Annotated in this window: 15 protein-coding genes; 8 read left to right on the top strand and 7 right to left on the bottom strand. The window is 50.2% G+C overall.

Translation table 11 applies throughout. The features are described from left to right. Window positions 1-245: 245 nt before the first annotated feature. Window positions 246-782, bottom strand: a complete 537-nt coding sequence (locus M979_RS04145; RefSeq protein ID WP_034456107.1) for a phospholipase D family nuclease — start codon at window positions 780-782, stop codon at window positions 246-248. An 82-nt stretch (window positions 783-864) separates the two neighbouring features. Further along, window positions 865-2,091, bottom strand: a complete 1,227-nt coding sequence (gene pepT, locus M979_RS04140; protein WP_064553862.1) for a peptidase T — start codon at window positions 2,089-2,091, stop codon at window positions 865-867. A 290-nt stretch (window positions 2,092-2,381) separates the two neighbouring features. Here pepT and potA point away from each other — a divergent pair, with 290 nt between their 5' ends. The 5 genes from potA to M979_RS04115 all read left to right on the top strand — a co-directional run bounded on the left by potA (window position 2,382) and on the right by M979_RS04115 (window position 6,846). Further along, window positions 2,382-3,518 (top strand): spermidine/putrescine ABC transporter ATP-binding protein PotA, encoded by a 1,137-nt coding sequence (gene potA / locus M979_RS04135; RefSeq protein ID WP_034457169.1) that lies wholly within the window; start codon window positions 2,382-2,384, stop codon window positions 3,516-3,518. Further along, on the top strand, window positions 3,502-4,359 hold the full coding sequence (gene potB / locus M979_RS04130; protein ID WP_034456109.1) for a spermidine/putrescine ABC transporter permease PotB: 858 nt from the start codon (window positions 3,502-3,504) through the stop codon (window positions 4,357-4,359). The genes potA and potB overlap by 17 nt, the downstream gene beginning before the upstream one ends. Further along, window positions 4,356-5,135 (top strand): spermidine/putrescine ABC transporter permease PotC, encoded by a 780-nt coding sequence (potC, locus tag M979_RS04125; protein ID WP_034456110.1) that lies wholly within the window; start codon window positions 4,356-4,358, stop codon window positions 5,133-5,135. The genes potB and potC overlap by 4 nt, the downstream gene beginning before the upstream one ends. A 1-nt stretch (window position 5,136) precedes the next feature. Then, entirely contained in the window at window positions 5,137-6,183 is a 1,047-nt protein-coding gene (gene potD / locus M979_RS04120; RefSeq protein ID WP_034456111.1) for a spermidine/putrescine ABC transporter substrate-binding protein PotD, read from the top strand. 150 nt (window positions 6,184-6,333) lie between these two features. Next, window positions 6,334-6,846 (top strand): methyltransferase, encoded by a 513-nt coding sequence (locus M979_RS04115; RefSeq protein WP_064553861.1) that lies wholly within the window; start codon window positions 6,334-6,336, stop codon window positions 6,844-6,846. A 45-nt stretch (window positions 6,847-6,891) separates the two neighbouring features. Here the strand turns inward: M979_RS04115 and cobB are convergent, their stop codons facing one another. The 5 genes from cobB to lolC all read right to left on the bottom strand — a co-directional run bounded on the left by cobB (window position 6,892) and on the right by lolC (window position 11,850). Beyond that, window positions 6,892-7,713 carry a Sir2 family NAD+-dependent deacetylase gene (gene cobB / locus M979_RS04110; protein WP_064553860.1) on the bottom strand — a complete coding sequence of 274 codons (822 nt, stop codon included), beginning with the start codon at window positions 7,711-7,713 and terminating at the stop codon, window positions 6,892-6,894. A gap of 3 nt (window positions 7,714-7,716) precedes the next feature. Continuing rightward, window positions 7,717-8,628: an N-acetylglucosamine kinase gene (gene nagK, locus M979_RS04105; protein ID WP_064553859.1), complete on the bottom strand. Its 912-nt coding sequence runs from the start codon at window positions 8,626-8,628 to the stop codon at window positions 7,717-7,719. 81 nt (window positions 8,629-8,709) lie between these two features. Then, window positions 8,710-9,954, bottom strand: a complete 1,245-nt coding sequence (lolE, locus tag M979_RS04100; RefSeq protein ID WP_034456117.1) for a lipoprotein-releasing ABC transporter permease subunit LolE — start codon at window positions 9,952-9,954, stop codon at window positions 8,710-8,712. Beyond that, a complete protein-coding gene (gene lolD, locus M979_RS04095) occupies window positions 9,954-10,658 on the bottom strand; it encodes a lipoprotein-releasing ABC transporter ATP-binding protein LolD (protein WP_034456120.1) in 705 nt (234 codons plus the stop codon). The genes lolE and lolD overlap by 1 nt, the downstream gene beginning before the upstream one ends. Beyond that, window positions 10,651-11,850, bottom strand: coding sequence for a lipoprotein-releasing ABC transporter permease subunit LolC (gene lolC, locus M979_RS04090; RefSeq protein WP_064553858.1), 1,200 nt, complete (start codon window positions 11,848-11,850; stop codon window positions 10,651-10,653). The genes lolD and lolC overlap by 8 nt, the downstream gene beginning before the upstream one ends. A 300-nt stretch (window positions 11,851-12,150) precedes the next feature. Here lolC and M979_RS04085 point away from each other — a divergent pair, with 300 nt between their 5' ends. The 3 genes from M979_RS04085 (at window position 12,151) to ldtC (ending at window position 17,935) form a co-directional block, all read left to right on the top strand. Next, entirely contained in the window at window positions 12,151-13,224 is a 1,074-nt protein-coding gene (locus tag M979_RS04085; protein ID WP_064553857.1) for an acyltransferase family protein, read from the top strand. A 135-nt stretch (window positions 13,225-13,359) separates the two neighbouring features. Next, window positions 13,360-16,806, top strand: coding sequence for a transcription-repair coupling factor (gene mfd, locus M979_RS04080; RefSeq protein WP_064553856.1), 3,447 nt, complete (start codon window positions 13,360-13,362; stop codon window positions 16,804-16,806). Window positions 16,807-16,993: 187 nt separating this feature from the next. Continuing rightward, entirely contained in the window at window positions 16,994-17,935 is a 942-nt protein-coding gene (ldtC, locus tag M979_RS04075; RefSeq protein WP_034456126.1) for a L,D-transpeptidase LdtC, read from the top strand. The last annotated feature ends 36 nt before the right edge of the window (window positions 17,936-17,971 follow it).

Here is a 17,971-nt window from a genome sequence, read left to right as displayed (position 1 = left end):
TCAAAACCGCGTATCGCCTCCGGCTGTTCAATCAGCCGGCAGGCCTGAATACCATGAGTCAGCACATGATAAAGCGGAGCACTTGAGCACCTGGTATTAACCAGCGTCTGGATATCTTAAAAGGTATTTACGGCGCTAAACTCGGCTGAAAAATGGCGATTCAGGAAGCAAAAAATAAAAAGCATCCCGCCAATCTGCTCCAAAAAAGGAGATGGCTATTCCCGGTTCAATTTCGGTTATCTGTGTTATGCAAGGTCGCCTTTTTGGTATGGCACACCGTACTCCCATCGTGTTTTGAAGTGTTCCTGATAAAGTTTGATCACTCGCGGTACATGCCTGAGAACCAGAATGTTTTCGCTATTGGCCTTCTCAGCGGTCGGTGTGTAGTTAAATGAGCCTGTTTCGAGGGTTCGTCCATCAACAATCATCACCTTGTCATGCTGAATGTGGTAATGGCTATCCACGCGAATAGCGACGCCGTGGCTTGTTGCATCCGTGACAGCGGCAAGTGAGAGTTTGTTGGCTTTATTCGCGCGATGATCGATGACGACCGAAACTTTCACGCCTCGCTCAGCCGCTTTATCAAGTGCTGCGGCAATATCTGATGCTTTAAATTCATAGGCCATCATTTCAATCGATTTATGAGCCCCATTAATCAGGTGTAGCACCATTGTTTGCGCTGAATGACCGTCTTTGCCGGATGAGAATCCTACTTCTACAGAGGGTGCAGCAAAAGTTGCGCCAGATACGCAAACTAGCAACCCACATAACAATTTAAGCATAAGAAAATCTCTGGAAAAGCCACAAAAGGGGCTTTCCGCCCCTCTGTTTTTAATTTGATGAAATAGGGTGCGCGCTATTCTCTCAAGCCTGCTTTGCCGTCAGCTCAGCAATCCGCACAATCACCGCCACCGCTTTTTCCATCCCCTCCAGCGTCACAAACTCATGTTTGCCGTGGTAGTTATAGCCGCCAGTGAACAGGTTCGGGCATGGTAAGCCTTTGAACGACAGCTGTGCCCCGTCTGTACCGCCGCGAATCGGCTTCATGATCGGCTCAATATCGCAATCGCGCATCGCCTGCTGGGCGACTTCCACAATGTAAGGATGCTCCGCGACTTTCTCGCGCATGTTGTAATAGCTGTCGTCGATCACCAGTTCGATATAGCAATCCGGGTGCAGCCCTTTGCCCACTTTCTTTGCGATATCCATCATTTTGCGTTTACGGGCTTCAAATTGCCCGCGGTCAAAATCGCGGATGATGTAGTGCATTTCCGCTTTGTCGACCGAGCCCTTGATGCCATGCAGATGGTAAAAACCTTCGTAGCCTTCGGTACATTCCGGGCTTTCGTCAGCAGGCACTTCAGCGTGAATGCGGGCGGCAATTGAGAGCGCATTCACCATTACCCCTTTTGCGGAACCAGGGTGAACGTTGTTACCCACGATTTTGATAGTGACCGACGCGGCGTTGAAGTTTTCACACTCCAGTTCACCAACACCGCCGCCATCAACGGTATAGGCCCAGCGCGCATCAAATGCTTCGACGTCAAAGTACTTCGCGCCTTTACCCACTTCTTCATCCGGCGTGAACGCAACGCGGATGTCGCCATGCGGGATCTTCTTCTCTTTCAGAACTTCTAACGCCGTCATGATTTCTGCAATTCCGGCTTTATCATCCGCACCGAGCAGCGTTTTGCCGTCTGTAGTGATCAGCGTTTGCCCAAGCAACTGGTGCAAAACCGGGAACATCACTGGAGACAACACTTCATCGCCAATGCCCAGCGCGATATCGCCACCGCGATAGTTTTCAACAATCTGCGGATTCACATTTTTGCCCGAAAAATCAGGTGCGGTATCCACATGAGAGATAAAACCAATAGCCGGAACTTTTTTATCGACGGTAGACGGAAGTGTTCCCATGACTGTGCCATGCTCAGCAATAGTCACATTAACCAAACCCATCTCTTCCATTTGGTCTTTTAGTAACCGCAACAACTTCCACTGACCTTCAGTGCTGGGAACTTGTTTTACGCCGGATTTGGACTGTGTATCCAGGGAGACATAATGTAAGAAACGTTCAAGTAATTTATCCATATCGCGCTACCCTCAATTTTTGTGACTTCATTATCAGTAAGCCGCAAATGCAAATATTGCGTTAGGTCACTTTTAGCCTGGTAGTGTTGAAAATAGTCACGAATGTAATGCAATGCGAGAGGATTTGGTGTTTGCTGCTTAAGCATCTTCAGAATCAATCCCCAGGAAAGCATCAAGGATTGGCGATTTCAATGCTTTGCCGTAGAATGCCTGCCCTTACTTTAACGTGCAGAAACCGCAAGGTGGTTAATCACAAACCCCGCATCAGCCCGCAATTTGATGCGTCTTATATGGGACAGCGTAAAAAATTGAATAAACAGCAATGTTCGCTCTCTCCGCTGGTAGAACTGGTGGGAGTAAGAAAGAGCTTTGATGGCAAAACCGTTATTTCTGATTTATCTCTCACCATTAATGATGGTGAATTTCTGACACTTCTTGGCCCCTCCGGCTGTGGCAAAACGACTGTGCTACGCTTAATTGCCGGTCTGGAAAGCGTTGATTCCGGGACTATCTCTCTTGAGGACCTGGACATTACGCGGGTTCCGGCTGAGCATCGCCACGTCAACACCGTCTTCCAGAGCTACGCTCTGTTTCCTCATATGACCGTTTTTGAAAACGTTGCATTCGGTTTAAGAATGCAGAAAACACCAGCCGCCGAAATCCCCCCTCGCGTGAATGACGCGCTGAAAATGGTGCAGCTTGAGGAATTTGCCCAGCGTTTACCGCATCAGCTTTCAGGCGGCCAGCAACAACGCGTGGCGATTGCGCGTGCGGTGGTCAACAAACCCCGTCTGTTGCTTCTTGATGAATCGCTTTCCGCGCTCGATTACAAATTGCGCAAGCAGATGCAGAACGAATTAAAAGCGCTGCAGCGTAAACTCGGTATCACCTTTGTGTTCGTGACTCACGACCAGGAAGAAGCATTAACTATGTCTGACAGGATTGTGGTGATGCGCGATGGTCACATTGAGCAAGACGGCACGCCGCGTGAAATTTATGAAGAGCCGAAAAACCTGTTTGTGGCGAGTTTTATTGGTGAGATCAACATATTCGATGCCATCGTCATTGAGCGCGTTGACGAACAGCGCGTGCTGGCGAACGTTGAAGGCCGCGAATGCCATATTTACGTAACCATGCCAGTTACCGCTGGCCAACGATTAAAAGTGCTGCTGCGCCCGGAAGATCTTCGTGTTGAAGAGATCAACGATACCCACGTTGCCGACGGTTTGATTGGCTATGTGCGTGAACGAAACTATAAAGGCATGACGCTGGAATCTAACGTCGAGTTGGAAAACGGCAAAATGGTGATGGTCAGCGAATTCTTCAATGAAGACGATCCTGATTTTGACCATACACTTGATCAAAAAATGGCTGTGAATTGGGTTGAAAGCTGGGAGGTAGTGCTGGCAGATGAAGAGCTCACGTAAGTTCCAGAATCTGGTGATCGCCACCATCGTCGGTTGGTTGCTGCTGTTTGTGTTCTTGCCCAATCTGATGATCATCGGGACAAGTTTCCTGACGCGTGATGATGTTAATTTCGTCAGCATGGTTTTCACGTTAGATAACTACACTCGTCTTGCCGACCCACTGTATGCGCAAGTGCTGCTGCACTCACTGAATATGGCGGTGATAGCCACCCTCGCCTGCCTGGTACTGGGCTATCCGTTTGCCTGGTTTCTTGCTCGCCTACCAGAACGCGTTCGACCGCTGCTGCTGTTTTTGCTGATCGTTCCCTTCTGGACTAACTCACTGATTCGTATTTATGGGCTGAAGATCTTCCTCAGCACCAAAGGCTATATGAATACGTTTTTGCTGTGGCTAGGCGTGATTGATACCCCGATTCGAATCATGTACACCGAAAGCGCGGTTATCCTTGGTCTGGTTTATATCCTGCTGCCATTTATGGTGATGCCGCTCTACTCCAGCATCGAAAAGCTCGACAAACCGCTGCTGGAAGCGGCTCGTGATTTGGGTGCCAGCAAACTTCAGACCTTTATCCGGATTATTATCCCGCTCACTATGCCGGGAATTATTGCCGGTTGCCTGTTGGTCATGCTGCCTGCGATGGGGCTGTTTTACGTTTCCGACCTGATGGGTGGCGCGAAAAACCTGCTGATTGGTAACGTAATCAAGAGCCAGTTCCTGAATATTCGCGATTGGCCGTTTGGCGCTGCCACCAGCATTACACTGACACTGGTGATGGGTCTGATGCTGCTGATCTACTGGCGTGCCTCCAGATTGCTGAACAAAAAGGTGGAATTAGAATGATGGGTCGCCTGCTTCGCGGCGGCTTTATGACCGCCATCTATGCTTATCTGTACATCCCAATCATCATTTTGATCGTGAACTCGTTTAACAGTTCGCGTTTCGGTATTAACTGGCAAGGCTTTACCGGCAAGTGGTATAGCCTGCTGATGAACAACGACAGCTTATTGCAGGCAGCACAACACTCTCTGACGATGGCAATTTTTTCCGCTACCGCAGCAACACTAATCGGTTCGTTGACCGCTGTGGCACTGTATCGCTATCGTTTTCGCGGCAAGCCTTTCGTCAGTGGTATGTTATTTGTGGTGATGATGTCACCCGATATTGTGATGGCGATTTCGCTGCTGGTGCTGTTTATGCTGCTGGGTGTGTCGCTTGGCTTCTGGTCGCTGTTGTTTTCACACATCACCTTCTGCCTGCCTTTTGTGGTGGTCACGGTCTATTCCCGCCTCAAAGGGTTCGATGTGCGCATGCTTGAAGCGGCGAAAGATCTGGGTGCCAGCGAGCTCACAATTTTACGCAAAATCCTTTTGCCACTGGCGATGCCTGCCGTTGCCGCAGGCTGGTTGCTCAGTTTTACTCTCTCGATGGACGATGTGGTGGTTTCATCTTTCGTCACCGGACCAAGTTATGAAATTTTACCATTGAAGATTTACTCAATGGTAAAGGTTGGTGTTTCACCCGAGGTGAATGCACTTGCCACCATTTTATTAGTACTCTCGCTGGTCCTGGTGGTTGCCAGTCAGCTTATTCTTCGTGATAAAACCAGGGGACATTAATATGACTAAATGGTCACGCCACCTGCTCGCTGCGAGCGTTCTGGCACTGGGTATGGGCGCTGCACATGCCGATGATAGCAAGACACTCTATTTCTATAACTGGACCGAGTATGTGCCACCAGGCCTGCTTGAGCAGTTCACCAAAGAAACCGGTATTAAGGTGATTTATTCGACTTATGAGTCGAATGAAACCATGTACGCCAAGCTGAAAACCTATAAAGATGGCGCTTACGATTTAGTGGTGCCATCGACCTACTTTGTCGCGAAAATGCGCAAAGAAGGCATGATCCAAAAGATCGATAAAAGCAAACTGAGCAACTTCAAAAATCTCGACCCGGAGATGCTCAACAAGCCGTTTGACCCGAATAACGATTATTCAATTCCCTATATCTGGGGTGCGACGGCAATTGGCGTAAACAGTGATTCAATTGACCCGAAAACCATCACTAGCTGGGCTGATTTGTGGAAACCAGAATATAAGCAAAGCCTGTTGCTGACTGATGATGCGCGCGAAGTGTTCCAGGTCGCGCTGCGCAAACTCGGCTACTCCGGCAACACCACCGATCCTAAAGAGATTGAAGCGGCATACCACGAGCTACAAAAGCTAATGCCAAACGTGGCGGCATTCAACTCTGATAACCCAGCTAACCCGTATATGGAAGGCGAAGTGAATCTCGGCATGGTGTGGAATGGTTCTGCTTTCGTTGCCCGCCAGGCGGGTACGCCGTTGGAAATTGTCTGGCCAAAAGAAGGCGGGATTTTCTGGATGGATAACCTTTCTATTCCGGCAAATGCTAAAAACGTCGATGGTGCGCTGAAACTGATTAACTTCCTGCTGCGCCCGGACGTGGCAAAACAGGTGGCTGAAACCATCGGCTACCCAACGCCAAATCTTGAAGCACGCAAATTGCTGCCTAAAGAAGTCTCCGGTGATAAGACGCTCTACCCGGATGAAGCGGTGCTGAAAAATGGTGAGTGGCAAAACGATGTTGGTGATGCCAGCACGATTTATGAGAATTACTATCAGAAGCTGAAAGCAGGCCGTTAATTTTTTACCCGGCGGGGCTGTAGTCCCGCCTTTTTAATTCATCCTTTCGCCTTATGGCATAGCCTCCCTCTTTTTCTACGCTTGAATAAACCCCTGACTGTTGACGTCATCCCGCTCCCCCCGCTCGTTACAGACTGAGTGAAAATCGTGATGAATACATTCTTTATACTGGCCCAACTGCTCAACCTTGGCATTTTCACCGCTTTTATTCTTGCGAAGAAAGAGAAGCCCGAGGCTAAACCACTGATTGATATCAGAGCGATACAACTCTTACGGCTCACTTATTTGCTACCCATAATCGCCTTCGCGTGGAGCCTTTTCCTTGTGCAACGCGTTACGCCGCTGGATTGGGTTTGTTTGCTGATAGCCATTGCAGGAACCGTTCTGGTGGTTAAAGGAAAAGTCGATTTAGGAACACATCATACCTGGGCGGGATATTACCTTCCCCATGCACCGCGAATACACAGCGGGATCTTTTCGTGGATCGCGCACCCGATGTACGCGGGAATCATTATGGTGATCCTCTCTTGCAGCGCAGTGTATGTGACCCGATTGCCCTGGTATATCAGTGCATTGGCATTACTTTGCTGCGCGTATATTTCGCTATTTTTGATTATCGTGGCTTTGCGAGAAGAGAAGTTATTTGTCGCGGCGAGGGTGTAATTTATTGATATTAATAGGCGGGCAACATCCGCTACCCGCTATTTGTTATAGCCCTTTAAGCAAGCGCTCGACATACTCTGGCACTACTTCGCTGGCTAAGCCGTAGAATTTTTCCTCGAACTCGCTGCCTACCTGGCTTGGATCAAGGTTCAACTCAACAGTATGCGCACCTTGCAAACGGGCTTCGTGTACAAACCCGGCAGCGGGGTAAACGTGGCCTGATGTGCCGATAGCAATAAAGTAATCGGCTGTAGCAATAGCCTGATAAATCTCATCCATACCCAGTGGCATTTCACCAAACCACACCACATGTGGGCGCAGCGGTGCAGAAATCTGACAGCAATGGCAGCGGTCTTCGCGGGTAATATCCCCTTTCCACTCCAGCACTTGCCCACTGTGCGCACAGCGAACTTTCAACAGTTCACCGTGCATATGGATGATGTTTTTATTTCCGGCTCGTTCATGGAGGTTATCAATATTCTGCGTCACCAACAGGAAGTGATCCCCCAGTTCTTCTTCCAGACGAGCCAGTGCCAGATGGGCAGCATTCGGTTTAATTTCCGACTGCTGAAGTTGCTGGCGGCGAGCGTTATAAAACGCCTGAACCAATTGGGGATCGCGTGCGAAGCCTTCAGGCGTCGCAACATCTTCAACCCTGTGCTCTTCCCACAAACCATCAGTGGCGCGGAAAGTTCGAATGCCTGACTCTGCGGAAATTCCCGCGCCAGTCAGAACCACAACTCTGGGTTTTTCCATCGCTTCGGGTCCAGGTATATCTCTGAAAAAAGCACGTTGACGTAAACGCTGACGGAGCAGACGCTTGGTTTTGCGAAACCGGCTTAGCCGATGTTGACGACGCGATAGCATAATTTACTCCGTGAGATGGAGGAATGCCGCACCACGCATACCACCAGCATCACCATGTCGCGCAGGTTCAATACGCGGTACTTTTGCCACAGGCAGAAGATACTTAGGTAGACGCTCAGGCAGTTGCTGGTACATCTCAGTAAAGTTAGACAACCCACCGCCGATCACGACCAGATGCGCATCAATTGCCGTTAAAAGGCTGCCAAGACAGCAGGCCAGCAGTTCAACGAAGCGATCGACATGGGCTACGGCCTTGTTATCCCCTGCGCGGTAGCGAGCTACAATTTCTTTAGAGTCCAGTGGTTCAGAGTAGAAGTGCTGATAAACCCACGCAAATCCACGGCCAGAAAGATAGTTTTCAATACAGCCATGTTGCCCGCAGCCGCAGCGCGTGAGGGGAATATCACGGCCCAGCACATTCAGTGCATCAACCGGCAGGCGGGTATGACCAAACTCACCGGTAATATAGTTGCGCCCGGTAATGGATTTACCGTTGACGATGATGCCACCGCCAACACCCGTGCCAAGAATCAGCCCCATAACCACCGGGTAATCACGAAACTCATCATCCCAGGCCTCAGAGAGCGCAAAACAGTTCGCATCGTTGTCCATGCGCACTTCACGCCCGAGCATTGCGCTCAGATCGGCCTGTACCGGTTTTCCGCTGGCTGCGGGAACATTCGCCGCATATAACGAGCCGTCATCTGTGACGGGCATTCCGGGGATACCAATACCCACCGAACCTTTAATACCAAAACGGCTATCGGCTTCCTGTACCATGGAAGCGATAGCCGCTAAAAAGTTCTCATAACTGTCATGCGGGGTGGGAACACGTTTTTCCCATTGCAGACGACGTTCCCTGTCGTAGACCCCAAGAGCCATTTTGCTGCCACCAATATCAAATCCGTAATACATCGTTTCTCCCTATACCCGTCATAATTCAAGCCAACACACCTGCGGCTTGAATTACTCAGGGTATATATTTTGGTGAAGAATTTATTGTCCGCTTAATACTCGCGCCGGATCGATATTACTGGCTCGGCGCGCCGGATACCAACTGGCAAGTAAACTCAGTAGCAATGCTGTGATCAGTACATAAAATACATCCAGCCAATGCAGTTCAGATGGCAAGAAATCAATGAAGTAGATATCGCCTGACAAGAACTGGTGGCCGATTAATTTTTCAATCACGCGGATAATATTGGTCAATTGCCAGGAGGCCAGCACCCCAACAATCACACCACTTACACTACCAAATAACCCGGCAAGCAGGCCGTACCAGACGAAAATGGCGCGAATCAGACCATCTTTTGCCCCAAGGGTACGCAATACAGCAATGTCGCTGCTCTTGTCTTTAACCGCCATCACCAGCGTGGAAACGATGTTAAAACAGGCCACGCCGATAACCAGCACCATTGCCAGATACATGATGGCGCGAATCATTTGAATATCGCGATACATATAGCCGTAAGTGCCAATCCAGCTTTTGATATAAACGTAAGCATTAGTCACTTCGCCCGCATCACGCACAAGCTTATTGGCATTGAAAACGTCATTGACCTTGATAGCGATACCGGTGACGCTGTCGCCCATATCCAGATAGCTCTGCGCATCAGCCATTGGCACCATTGCCAGGCTGTGGTCAAGTTGACCACTGAGAGCAAGAATTCCAGTGACATGCAGGCGAACACGTTTCGGTTGCAGAAGTTTAGTACCGCCATCACTGTTCGGAATCATGATGGATACCCAATCGCCCTGCTTCACCTTCAGCGCATCGGCAACACCTTTACCAATGATGATTTGCTGCTGACCCGCTTTAAAATCTTTCCAGCCATTATTCTGCACATACTCTGGCAACGCGCTCAGATGCGTTTCCTGTTCCGGATCGACGCCTTTTACCACGATGGCGCGCAGGTTAGCACCACTTTCCACAAGGCCAGTGAAGTTGATATATGGCGCGGCAGCAACGATGCCTTTAACCTTCTCGACGCGTTGCAATACATCTTTCCAGCCGTGGAATGGCTGATTAACCGGCTCGATTTCACCATGTGGCACAACGGCAAGCACGCGATTATTCAGCTCGCGCTCAAAACCGTTCATCGCGCTCAGCCCCACAATCAGCACCGCGACACCCAATGCGATACCTAACGTGGAGATAATGGAGATGAGAGACACCATGCCGCTGCGACGACGCCCGCGGCTAAAACGTAAACCAATCAGCAGTGACAGTGGCGAAGCCATTAATCGGCTCCCATCAAAGTCAGCTCATGAGTCAGCCGACCATCTTGCATTTCTAACTGACGAGACATGCGTTTCGCCAGTTTGAGGTCGTGAGTGACCACCAAAAACGCCGTTCCCTGACGCACATTTAGCTCGCCCAGCAGTTCGAAAATGCTATCTGCATTACGTGCATCGAGGTTACCAGTCGGTTCATCAGCCAATACCAGACGCGGGTTATTCACCAGTGCACGAGCAATCGCCACACGCTGGCGTTCGCCACCGGACAACTCTGACGGACGGTGATTACTGCGGTGAGCAAGCCCTACCGCTTTAAGCATGTCCAGCGCACGTTGCTTTGTTTCATCGGTATTCTTTTTGCCGATTAGCAGCGGCATGGCGACGTTTTCCATCGCGGTAAAATCAGGCAGCAAATGGTGGAACTGATAAATAAATCCCAGCTCCCGGTTGCGCAGTTCCGCTTTCGCGGAAGAGGACATTGCACTCATTGCTTTGCCATTAAAAATGACATCGCCTGAGGTTGGCGTATCCAGGCCGCCCAGCAGGTGCAGCAAGGTACTTTTACCAGAACCAGAGCTACCGACTATCGCCATTAACTCACCGGTGTTGATGCTGAAGCTGACATCATGCAACACGTCCGTTTGCACTTTGCCTTCCTGATAGCGTTTGCACAGCTTGTCACACTGCAACAGGACAGAATTACTCATAACGTAAAGCCTCAGCGGGAAGTGTCGCGGCGGCACGCCACGATGGATAAAGCGTGGATAACAAAGCGACAGCCATAGCAATAATCGCAATCACAATAACTTGTACAGGGTCGATAGCGACCGGCAACGCAGCACCATCGAGCAATGCGCCAATAATCGGCATTAAATTGTTCAACTGGCTCGCAAGCAGCACACCAAGCAACGCCCCCAGCAGAGCGCCGATAACACCCGCGCTCGCCCCCTGCACCATAAACACTGCCATGATTTGGCGACGCGTGAGCCCCTGGGTCTGAAGAATGGCAACTTCACCTTGCTTTTCCATCACCAGCAAACCGAGCGACGTAATAATGTTAAAGGCGGCAACGGCCACAATCAGGCTCAATAGCAGCCCCATCATATTCTTTTCCATGCGCACAGCTTGGAACAGCTCACCTTTACGCTCGCGCCAGTCTTTCCACTCTGTACCCTGAGGCAAGGTTTGTTGGCTCAGGACATCCACCTTCAGTGGTTCAGCCAGCCACAAGCGCCAGCCGGTAATATTACCTAACGGGTAACGCATCAGGCGTGATGCATCTTGCTGGTTCACCAGCATTTGATAACCGTCGACTTCGCTATTAGCCGCGAAGGTACCAATCACATTAAACAAACGCTGGCTTGGTAAACGGCCCATAGGCGTAAACTGGCTGGCGGAAGGCACCATTACACGGATGCTGTCACCACGCTTAATACCCAATTGCCCGGCAAGTTGTTCACCAAGAATAATGTTGTACTGCCCAGCGACCAGGTCTGTTTGCTTCACGTTGACCAGGAACGGCGAAAGCGGATCTTTTTCTTCCGGGTTAACCCCGAGCATGACACCCACAGCAACGCTGCGCGCACTCTGCAGCACTACATCACCCGTAGTAATCGGTGCAATGCGCGTAACACCTTCGAGTTTTAACTCTTTTGCAGGAAGTGTTTCAGGGTTAATAGAACCACTGGTTGAGGTGATTACTGCTTGTGGCATTAGGCCAAGAATGTTGTTTTGCAGCTCACGTTCAAAGCCGTTCATCACGGAAAGCACCGTGACCAGTGCCATTACGCCAAGCGTAATGCCAATAGTCGACAGCCAGGAGACGAAGCGACCGAAGCGGTCAGCTGCTCGCCCACGCATGTAGCGCAGGCCTATAAATAACGCGACAGGTTGATACATGTATTCCGTCTTGTGGCAGTTGCGGATGCAAAGTTGGCGAGAAGTATATAAGCGATACCGTATCAAGTAAATGAAACGTAACGTTTTTTTGATATTTCAGAACATGTGAAATACCAATTAAATCAAACTCATAACATCTTGTTTTCGCTGTAAAGCCGCATCAATTAGGTTATTAATTAATCATGCGGAATTTCTGAATTACACCTTATTCTTACAAAAACAGACAAATCAGGTAAAAAAATGCCCGGCGATCTTCCACCCTGATAGCAAATACAGGCCAACAGAAGATTAAGCCCGCGCATGAAAAACAAGCAACTGTGGATCAACCATATCAAGGGGCTATGTATCTGCCTTGTCGTTATCTATCACTCGGTGATTACCTTTTACCCGCATCTGACGCAACTCGAAGCGGGTCTGCCTGAATACACTGCGAAAAGCTGGATCTACCTGAATCTCTATCTGGCGCCGTTTCGTATGCCCGTGTTCTTCTTTATTTCTGGCTTTTTAATCACCCGCTATATCGAGTCGGTGAAATGGCGTGAATGCATGGATAAGCGCATCTGGAATATTTTTTATGTCCTGGTGCTGTGGGGTGTTTTGCAATGGCTGGGGATTTCGCTAATCAACCAGTGGCTAGCCCCCGACCTGGTACGTAACCCCACGTCTAATGCCGCGTACTCGGAAACCCTGTTGCAATTTGCCACCAGCATGGCAAAAGCCAGTACCAGCCTTTGGTATCTCTATGCGCTGGTACTCTATTTCGTGATATTCAAAAGTCTGCACTGCTATAAAGTTCCGGTAATCATCATGCTGCTTGGCGTCAACGTGGCAATCAGCTTTATGCCGTTGCCGTGGTGGGGCATGAACAGCGTGGTGCGCAACATGTGTTATTACGGTATGGGTGCATGGTTTGGCCCACAATTGATGACGTGGATGAAAGCGACCCATTTTCGCCAACATCCGCTGCTTTGTACGGCGGTCGCTCTGCTCTCAGTAGCCCTGTATCTGGTGAATGTCCCAGTAGTGATTTCCGTGGTGTCGATATTTGTCATTATGAAGCTGTTTTATATTCTGGATAGTTGGCGCGAAAGCCGCTCTGATGCCTTTCTGAATATCGTTGGTTCTAACACCATTGCCATTTACACCACCCACCGCATCATCATCGAAGCATTGAGCCTGTTTATGATCGGGCAAATCAACACAGACAGAATCTCCGATAACCTGCTGATCGCAGTTTTACTGGTTTATCCGTTTGTCAGCCTGGCAACGTGCACTTTAATAGGTTTGGGATTCAGGAAATTATCACGTGCGCTATGGGGCGATCTATTTTTTACCCCTCCCGCCAAAATGGTGTTCGCGGCTGACAAGAGTTAAGCGCTCTTTCTCAGGAGGCTTTGCGATTGGGTTGCTAATACAAAACGATCGCGGATAATAAACAACATTGTTTTCGAGTGCTTATCAATACCCTGCAGTTTGAAAGGCGCAACCTGAGAGATGCTGACGTCCACCATGTCTGAAAATTATCGCTATTCCTTACCTGTTAAAGCTGGCGATCAGCGCCAGCTTGGAGAACTCACCGGTTCAGCTTGTGCGACTGAAGTTGCCGAGATCGTCGAGCGCCATAGCGGGCCGGTGGTGCTGATTGCCCCTGATATGCAGAATGCTCTACGTCTGCATGACGAAATTAGCCAGTTTACGGAAAGCCTGGTGGTGAATCTTGCTGACTGGGAAACGCTGCCGTACGACAGTTTTTCACCGCATCAGGAAATTATCTCTTCGCGTTTATCTACGCTGTATCAATTGCCAACCATGCAGCGTGGCGTGCTGATATTGCCAGTCAACACCTTGATGCAACGCGTCTGCCCGCATAGTTATTTGCATGGCCACGCGCTGGTGATGAAAAAAGGTCAGCGTTTATCGCGTGATAACCTGCGTAGCCAATTAGAACAGGCAGGTTATCGCAGCGTTGATCAAGTCATGGAACACGGTGAATTTGCTACCCGTGGCGCACTGCTGGATTTGTACCCGATGGGCAGTGAGCAACCTTATCGCATCGACTTTTTCGATGATGAAATCGACAGCCTGCGCGTGTTTGATGTCGATACACAGCGCACACTTCAGGAAGTTGATGCCATCAACTTACTGCCTGCTCATGAATTCCCGACCGATAAAACGGCTATTGAACTGTTCCGTAGCCAGTGGCGTGACAAGTTTGACGTGAAGCGTGAACCTGAGCATATCTATCAGCAAGTCAGCAAAGGCACGCTTCCGGCAGGGATTGAATACTGGCAGCCGCTGTTCTTTAGCGAGCCATTACCGCCGCTGTTTAGCTATTTCCCGAAAAATACCTTGCTGATTAATACCGGCGATATCGAAACCAGCGCCGAGCGCTTCTGGCAGGATACGTTCGCTCGTTTCGAAAACCGTGGTGTTGACCCAATGCGTCCACTGCTGCCACCGGAAAATCTGTGGCTACGCGTGGACGAACTCTTCAGCGAGCTAAAAGCCTGGCCGCGAATCCAGCTAAAAACCGAATCTCTGGCCGATAAAGCCGCGTTCACCAATCTGGGTTATCGCGTATTACCCGATCTTTCAGTTCAGGCGCAGCAAAAAGCCCCGCTCGATAACTTACGTAAATTCCTTGAGTCTTTTGCCGGGCCGGTAGTGTTTTCCGTAGAAAGTGAAGGCCGCCGTGAAGCGTTGGGCGAGCTATTGTCGCGCATTAAAGTGGCACCAAAGCGCATCTATCGTCTTGATGAGGCGGTGGATAAAGGCCGATACCTGATGTTGGGGTCAAGCGAACACGGCTTTATCGACACTCTGCGTAACCGGGCATTAATTTGCGAAAGCGACCTGCTGGGCGAGCGCGTTAGCCGCCGTCGTCAGGACAGCCGTCGCACCATTAACCCGGATACGCTGATCCGCAACCTCGCCGAGCTGCGCACCGGGCAACCGGTGGTGCATCTTGAACATGGCGTTGGGCGATATGCGGGGTTAACCACCCTTGAAGCCGGTGGCATAACAGCTGAATATCTGATGTTGACCTACGCGGGCGACGCCAAACTCTACGTGCCTGTTTCGTCGCTCCATTTGATTAGCCGCTATGCAGGCGGTGCCGAAGAAAATGCGCCGCTGCATAAACTCGGCAGCGATGCGTGGTCCCGCGCGCGCCAGAAAGCGGCAGAAAAAGTGCGCGATGTTGCTGCTGAACTGCTGGATATTTACGCGCAACGTGCTGCCAAAGAGGGCTTTGCCTTTAAGCACGATCGCGAACAGTATCAAATGTTCTGCGATGGCTTCCCGTTTGAAACCACGCCCGATCAGGCTCAGGCCATCAACGCAGTACTAAGCGATATGTGCCAACCGCTCGCCATGGACCGCCTGGTATGTGGCGACGTGGGTTTTGGTAAAACCGAAGTCGCCATGCGCGCCGCATTCCTTGCCGTTGAAAATAACAAACAAGTTGCGGTATTGGTGCCAACTACCCTGCTTGCGCAGCAGCATCTGGACAACTTCCGCGACCGTTTCGCCAACTGGCCGGTGCGCATCGAAATGCTGTCACGTTTTCGTACCGCTAAAGAACAGGCGCAAATCCTCGAAGAAGCGCGAGAAGGGAAAGTCGATATTCTGATTGGTACGCATAAGCTATTGCAAAATGACGTGAAGATGAAAGATCTCGGCCTGCTGATTGTCGATGAAGAACACCGCTTTGGTGTGCGTCATAAAGAGCGCATTAAAGCCATGCGTGCCGATGTCGATATCCTGACGTTAACTGCCACACCAATTCCACGTACGCTGAATATGGCTATGAGCGGAATGCGCGATTTGTCGATTATCGCAACGCCTCCGGCGCGCCGACTGGCAGTTAAAACCTTCGTTCGCGAGTACGACAGCCTGGTGGTTCGCGAAGCGATTTTGCGTGAAGTGCTGCGTGGTGGCCAGGTCTACTATCTCTATAACGATGTAGAAAACATCCAGAAAGCAGCAGATCGCCTCGCCGAGCTTGTACCGGAGGCACGTATTACTATCGGCCATGGTCAAATGCGTGAGCGCGAGCTGGAACGAGTGATGAACGACTTCCACCACCAGCGTTTTAACGTTCTGGTGTGCACCACGATTATCGAAACCGGTATCGATATTCCGACTGCCAATACCATCATTATTGAACGTGCAGATCATTTCGGCCTGGCACAGTTACACCAGTTGCGTGGCCGCGTCGGGCGTTCGCATCACCAGGCTTATGCATGGCTTCTGACACCACATCCGAAAGCGATGACTACAGATGCGCAGAAACGCCTGGAAGCTATCGCGTCGCTAGAAGACCTGGGGGCTGGATTTGCGCTGGCGACTCACGATCTTGAAATTCGTGGTGCGGGTGAATTACTTGGCGAAGGCCAGAGTGGTTCGATGGAAACTATCGGCTTCTCGCTGTACATGGAGATGCTGGAAAACGCCGTCGATGCGCTCAAAGAGGGCCGCGAGCCGTCGCTTGAGGATTTGACCAGTAGCCAAACCGAAGTTGAACTGCGTATGCCCGCGTTGTTGCCGGATGATTTCATCCCGGACGTCAATACTCGTCTGTCATTCTATAAGCGCATTGCCAGTGCCAAAACGGCACATGAGCTTGATGAATTAAAAGTAGAATTGATTGACCGCTTTGGCCTGTTGCCGGACGCCGCTCGTAATCTGCTGGATATCGCAGCATTACGCCAGCAGGCGCAAAAACTCGGCGTACGTAAGATTGAAGGTCATGACAAAGGTGGTGTGATTGAGTTTGCAGAGAAAAACCACGTTAACCCAGTCTGGTTGATTGGTTTGCTGCAAAAACAGCCGCAACATTACCGTCTGGATGGGCCAACGCGACTCAAATTTATTGAAGACCTCGCAGATCGTAAAGCGCGTATGGAATGGGTACGTAACTTTATGCATCAGCTGGCGCAGAACGCTGCGGCTTAATCTTTTATCAGTCGGGCTAGCGCAAGCGACACCCGACTAAAACCTTTACACATCCTTTCATTTCGCCAGGGTTTCCCGACACCCTCACCTGCCATAATCATGGATTAACTTTTTTATAACATTAATTATTATAGGGTTTACCGTGATTACCTCTTTGAGCGTTTTATCATCTCGCAAGGCACGCGCTATGCGTTGGCTGGCGTCGATTATGCTGGTTAGTGCAGCACTCGCCGCTTTTAACGCGAATGCCAACTCTTATCCTCTGCCAGCAGAAGGCAGCCGTCTTATCGGCCAGAATTTTTTCCATGAGGTAAAAGATGACGGTGGTTCACTTGAGGCTATCGCAAAAAAATACAACGTCGGTTTCCTTGCTTTATTGCAGGCCAACCCCGGTGTCGATCCCTATGTTCCCCGTGCGGGAAGTGTTTTAACCATTCCGCGCCAAATGTTACTGCCGGATGCACCACGTGAAGGGCTGGTTCTCAATCTTGCCGAGCTGCGCGTTTACTATTATCCCAAAGGAAAGAACAGCGTAACGGTTTATCCCATTGGTATCGGTCAACTTGGCGGTGATACGGTTACACCAACGATGGTGACCAGTGTTTCAGATAAACGGGCCAATCCAACATGGACCCCGACTGCAAATATTCGCGCTCGTTACCTGGCAAATGGCATCAAGCTTCCAGCTGTTGTTCCTGCCGGACCAGAGAACCCAATGGGCCACCATGCGATTCGTCTCGCAGCCTTTGGCGGGGTTTATCTGCTGCACGGGACTAACGCAGATTTCGGCATTGGCATGCGTGTCAGCTCGGGCTGTATTCGTCTGCGTGATGACGATATTAAAGCGCTGTACAAAGATATGCCTGTCGGAACGCCCGTTCGCATTATCAATACCGCGATTAAAACTTCGGTGGAGCCAGACGGCACGCGTTTAGTTGAAGTGCATCAGCCATTGTCTAAAGACATTAATGACGATCCTAAAGTGCTGCCGATTGTGCTCACAGAGCAGATGAAACAGTTCCAGGCCGCGCCGGAAACCGATGCAACCGTAATGGAAGAAGCAATGAAACATCGTTCGGGTATGCCGATTGATGTGAATGCGCATACTGTAGCAACCAACGAAATCTAAGTTCTCAGAGTGCTTGAGTGACTAGTCCTGATATAC

The sequence above is a fragment of the Buttiauxella noackiae ATCC 51607 genome (assembly GCF_001654865.1).
In the GTDB taxonomy this organism is placed as follows: domain Bacteria; phylum Pseudomonadota; class Gammaproteobacteria; order Enterobacterales; family Enterobacteriaceae; genus Buttiauxella; species Buttiauxella noackiae.
This window is presented reverse-complemented; position numbering and strand designations above follow the sequence as displayed.

Bases quoted from the DNA above. Each gene is read 5' to 3' on its own strand.
- ldtC (WP_034456126.1), top strand. From the start codon at position 16,994: ATGCGTTGGCTGGCGTCGATTATGCTGGTTAGTGCAGCACTCGCCGCT.
- M979_RS04085 (WP_064553857.1), top strand. From the start codon at position 12,151: ATGAAAAACAAGCAACTGTGGATCAACCATATCAAGGGGCTATGTATC.
- M979_RS04145 (WP_034456107.1), bottom strand. From the start codon at position 782: ATGCTTAAATTGTTATGTGGGTTGCTAGTTTGCGTATCTGGCGCAACT.
- M979_RS04115 (WP_064553861.1), top strand. From the start codon at position 6,334: ATGAATACATTCTTTATACTGGCCCAACTGCTCAACCTTGGCATTTTC.
- lolD (WP_034456120.1), bottom strand. From the start codon at position 10,658: ATGAGTAATTCTGTCCTGTTGCAGTGTGACAAGCTGTGCAAACGCTAT.
- potA (WP_034457169.1), top strand. From the start codon at position 2,382: ATGGGACAGCGTAAAAAATTGAATAAACAGCAATGTTCGCTCTCTCCG.
- potB (WP_034456109.1), top strand. From the start codon at position 3,502: ATGAAGAGCTCACGTAAGTTCCAGAATCTGGTGATCGCCACCATCGTC.
- lolE (WP_034456117.1), bottom strand. From the start codon at position 9,954: ATGGCTTCGCCACTGTCACTGCTGATTGGTTTACGTTTTAGCCGCGGG.
- potC (WP_034456110.1), top strand. From the start codon at position 4,356: ATGATGGGTCGCCTGCTTCGCGGCGGCTTTATGACCGCCATCTATGCT.
- pepT (WP_064553862.1), bottom strand. From the start codon at position 2,091: ATGGATAAATTACTTGAACGTTTCTTACATTATGTCTCCCTGGATACA.
- cobB (WP_064553860.1), bottom strand. From the start codon at position 7,713: ATGCTATCGCGTCGTCAACATCGGCTAAGCCGGTTTCGCAAAACCAAG.
- lolC (WP_064553858.1), bottom strand. From the start codon at position 11,850: ATGTATCAACCTGTCGCGTTATTTATAGGCCTGCGCTACATGCGTGGG.
- nagK (WP_064553859.1), bottom strand. From the start codon at position 8,628: ATGTATTACGGATTTGATATTGGTGGCAGCAAAATGGCTCTTGGGGTC.
- mfd (WP_064553856.1), top strand. From the start codon at position 13,360: ATGTCTGAAAATTATCGCTATTCCTTACCTGTTAAAGCTGGCGATCAG.
- potD (WP_034456111.1), top strand. From the start codon at position 5,137: ATGACTAAATGGTCACGCCACCTGCTCGCTGCGAGCGTTCTGGCACTG.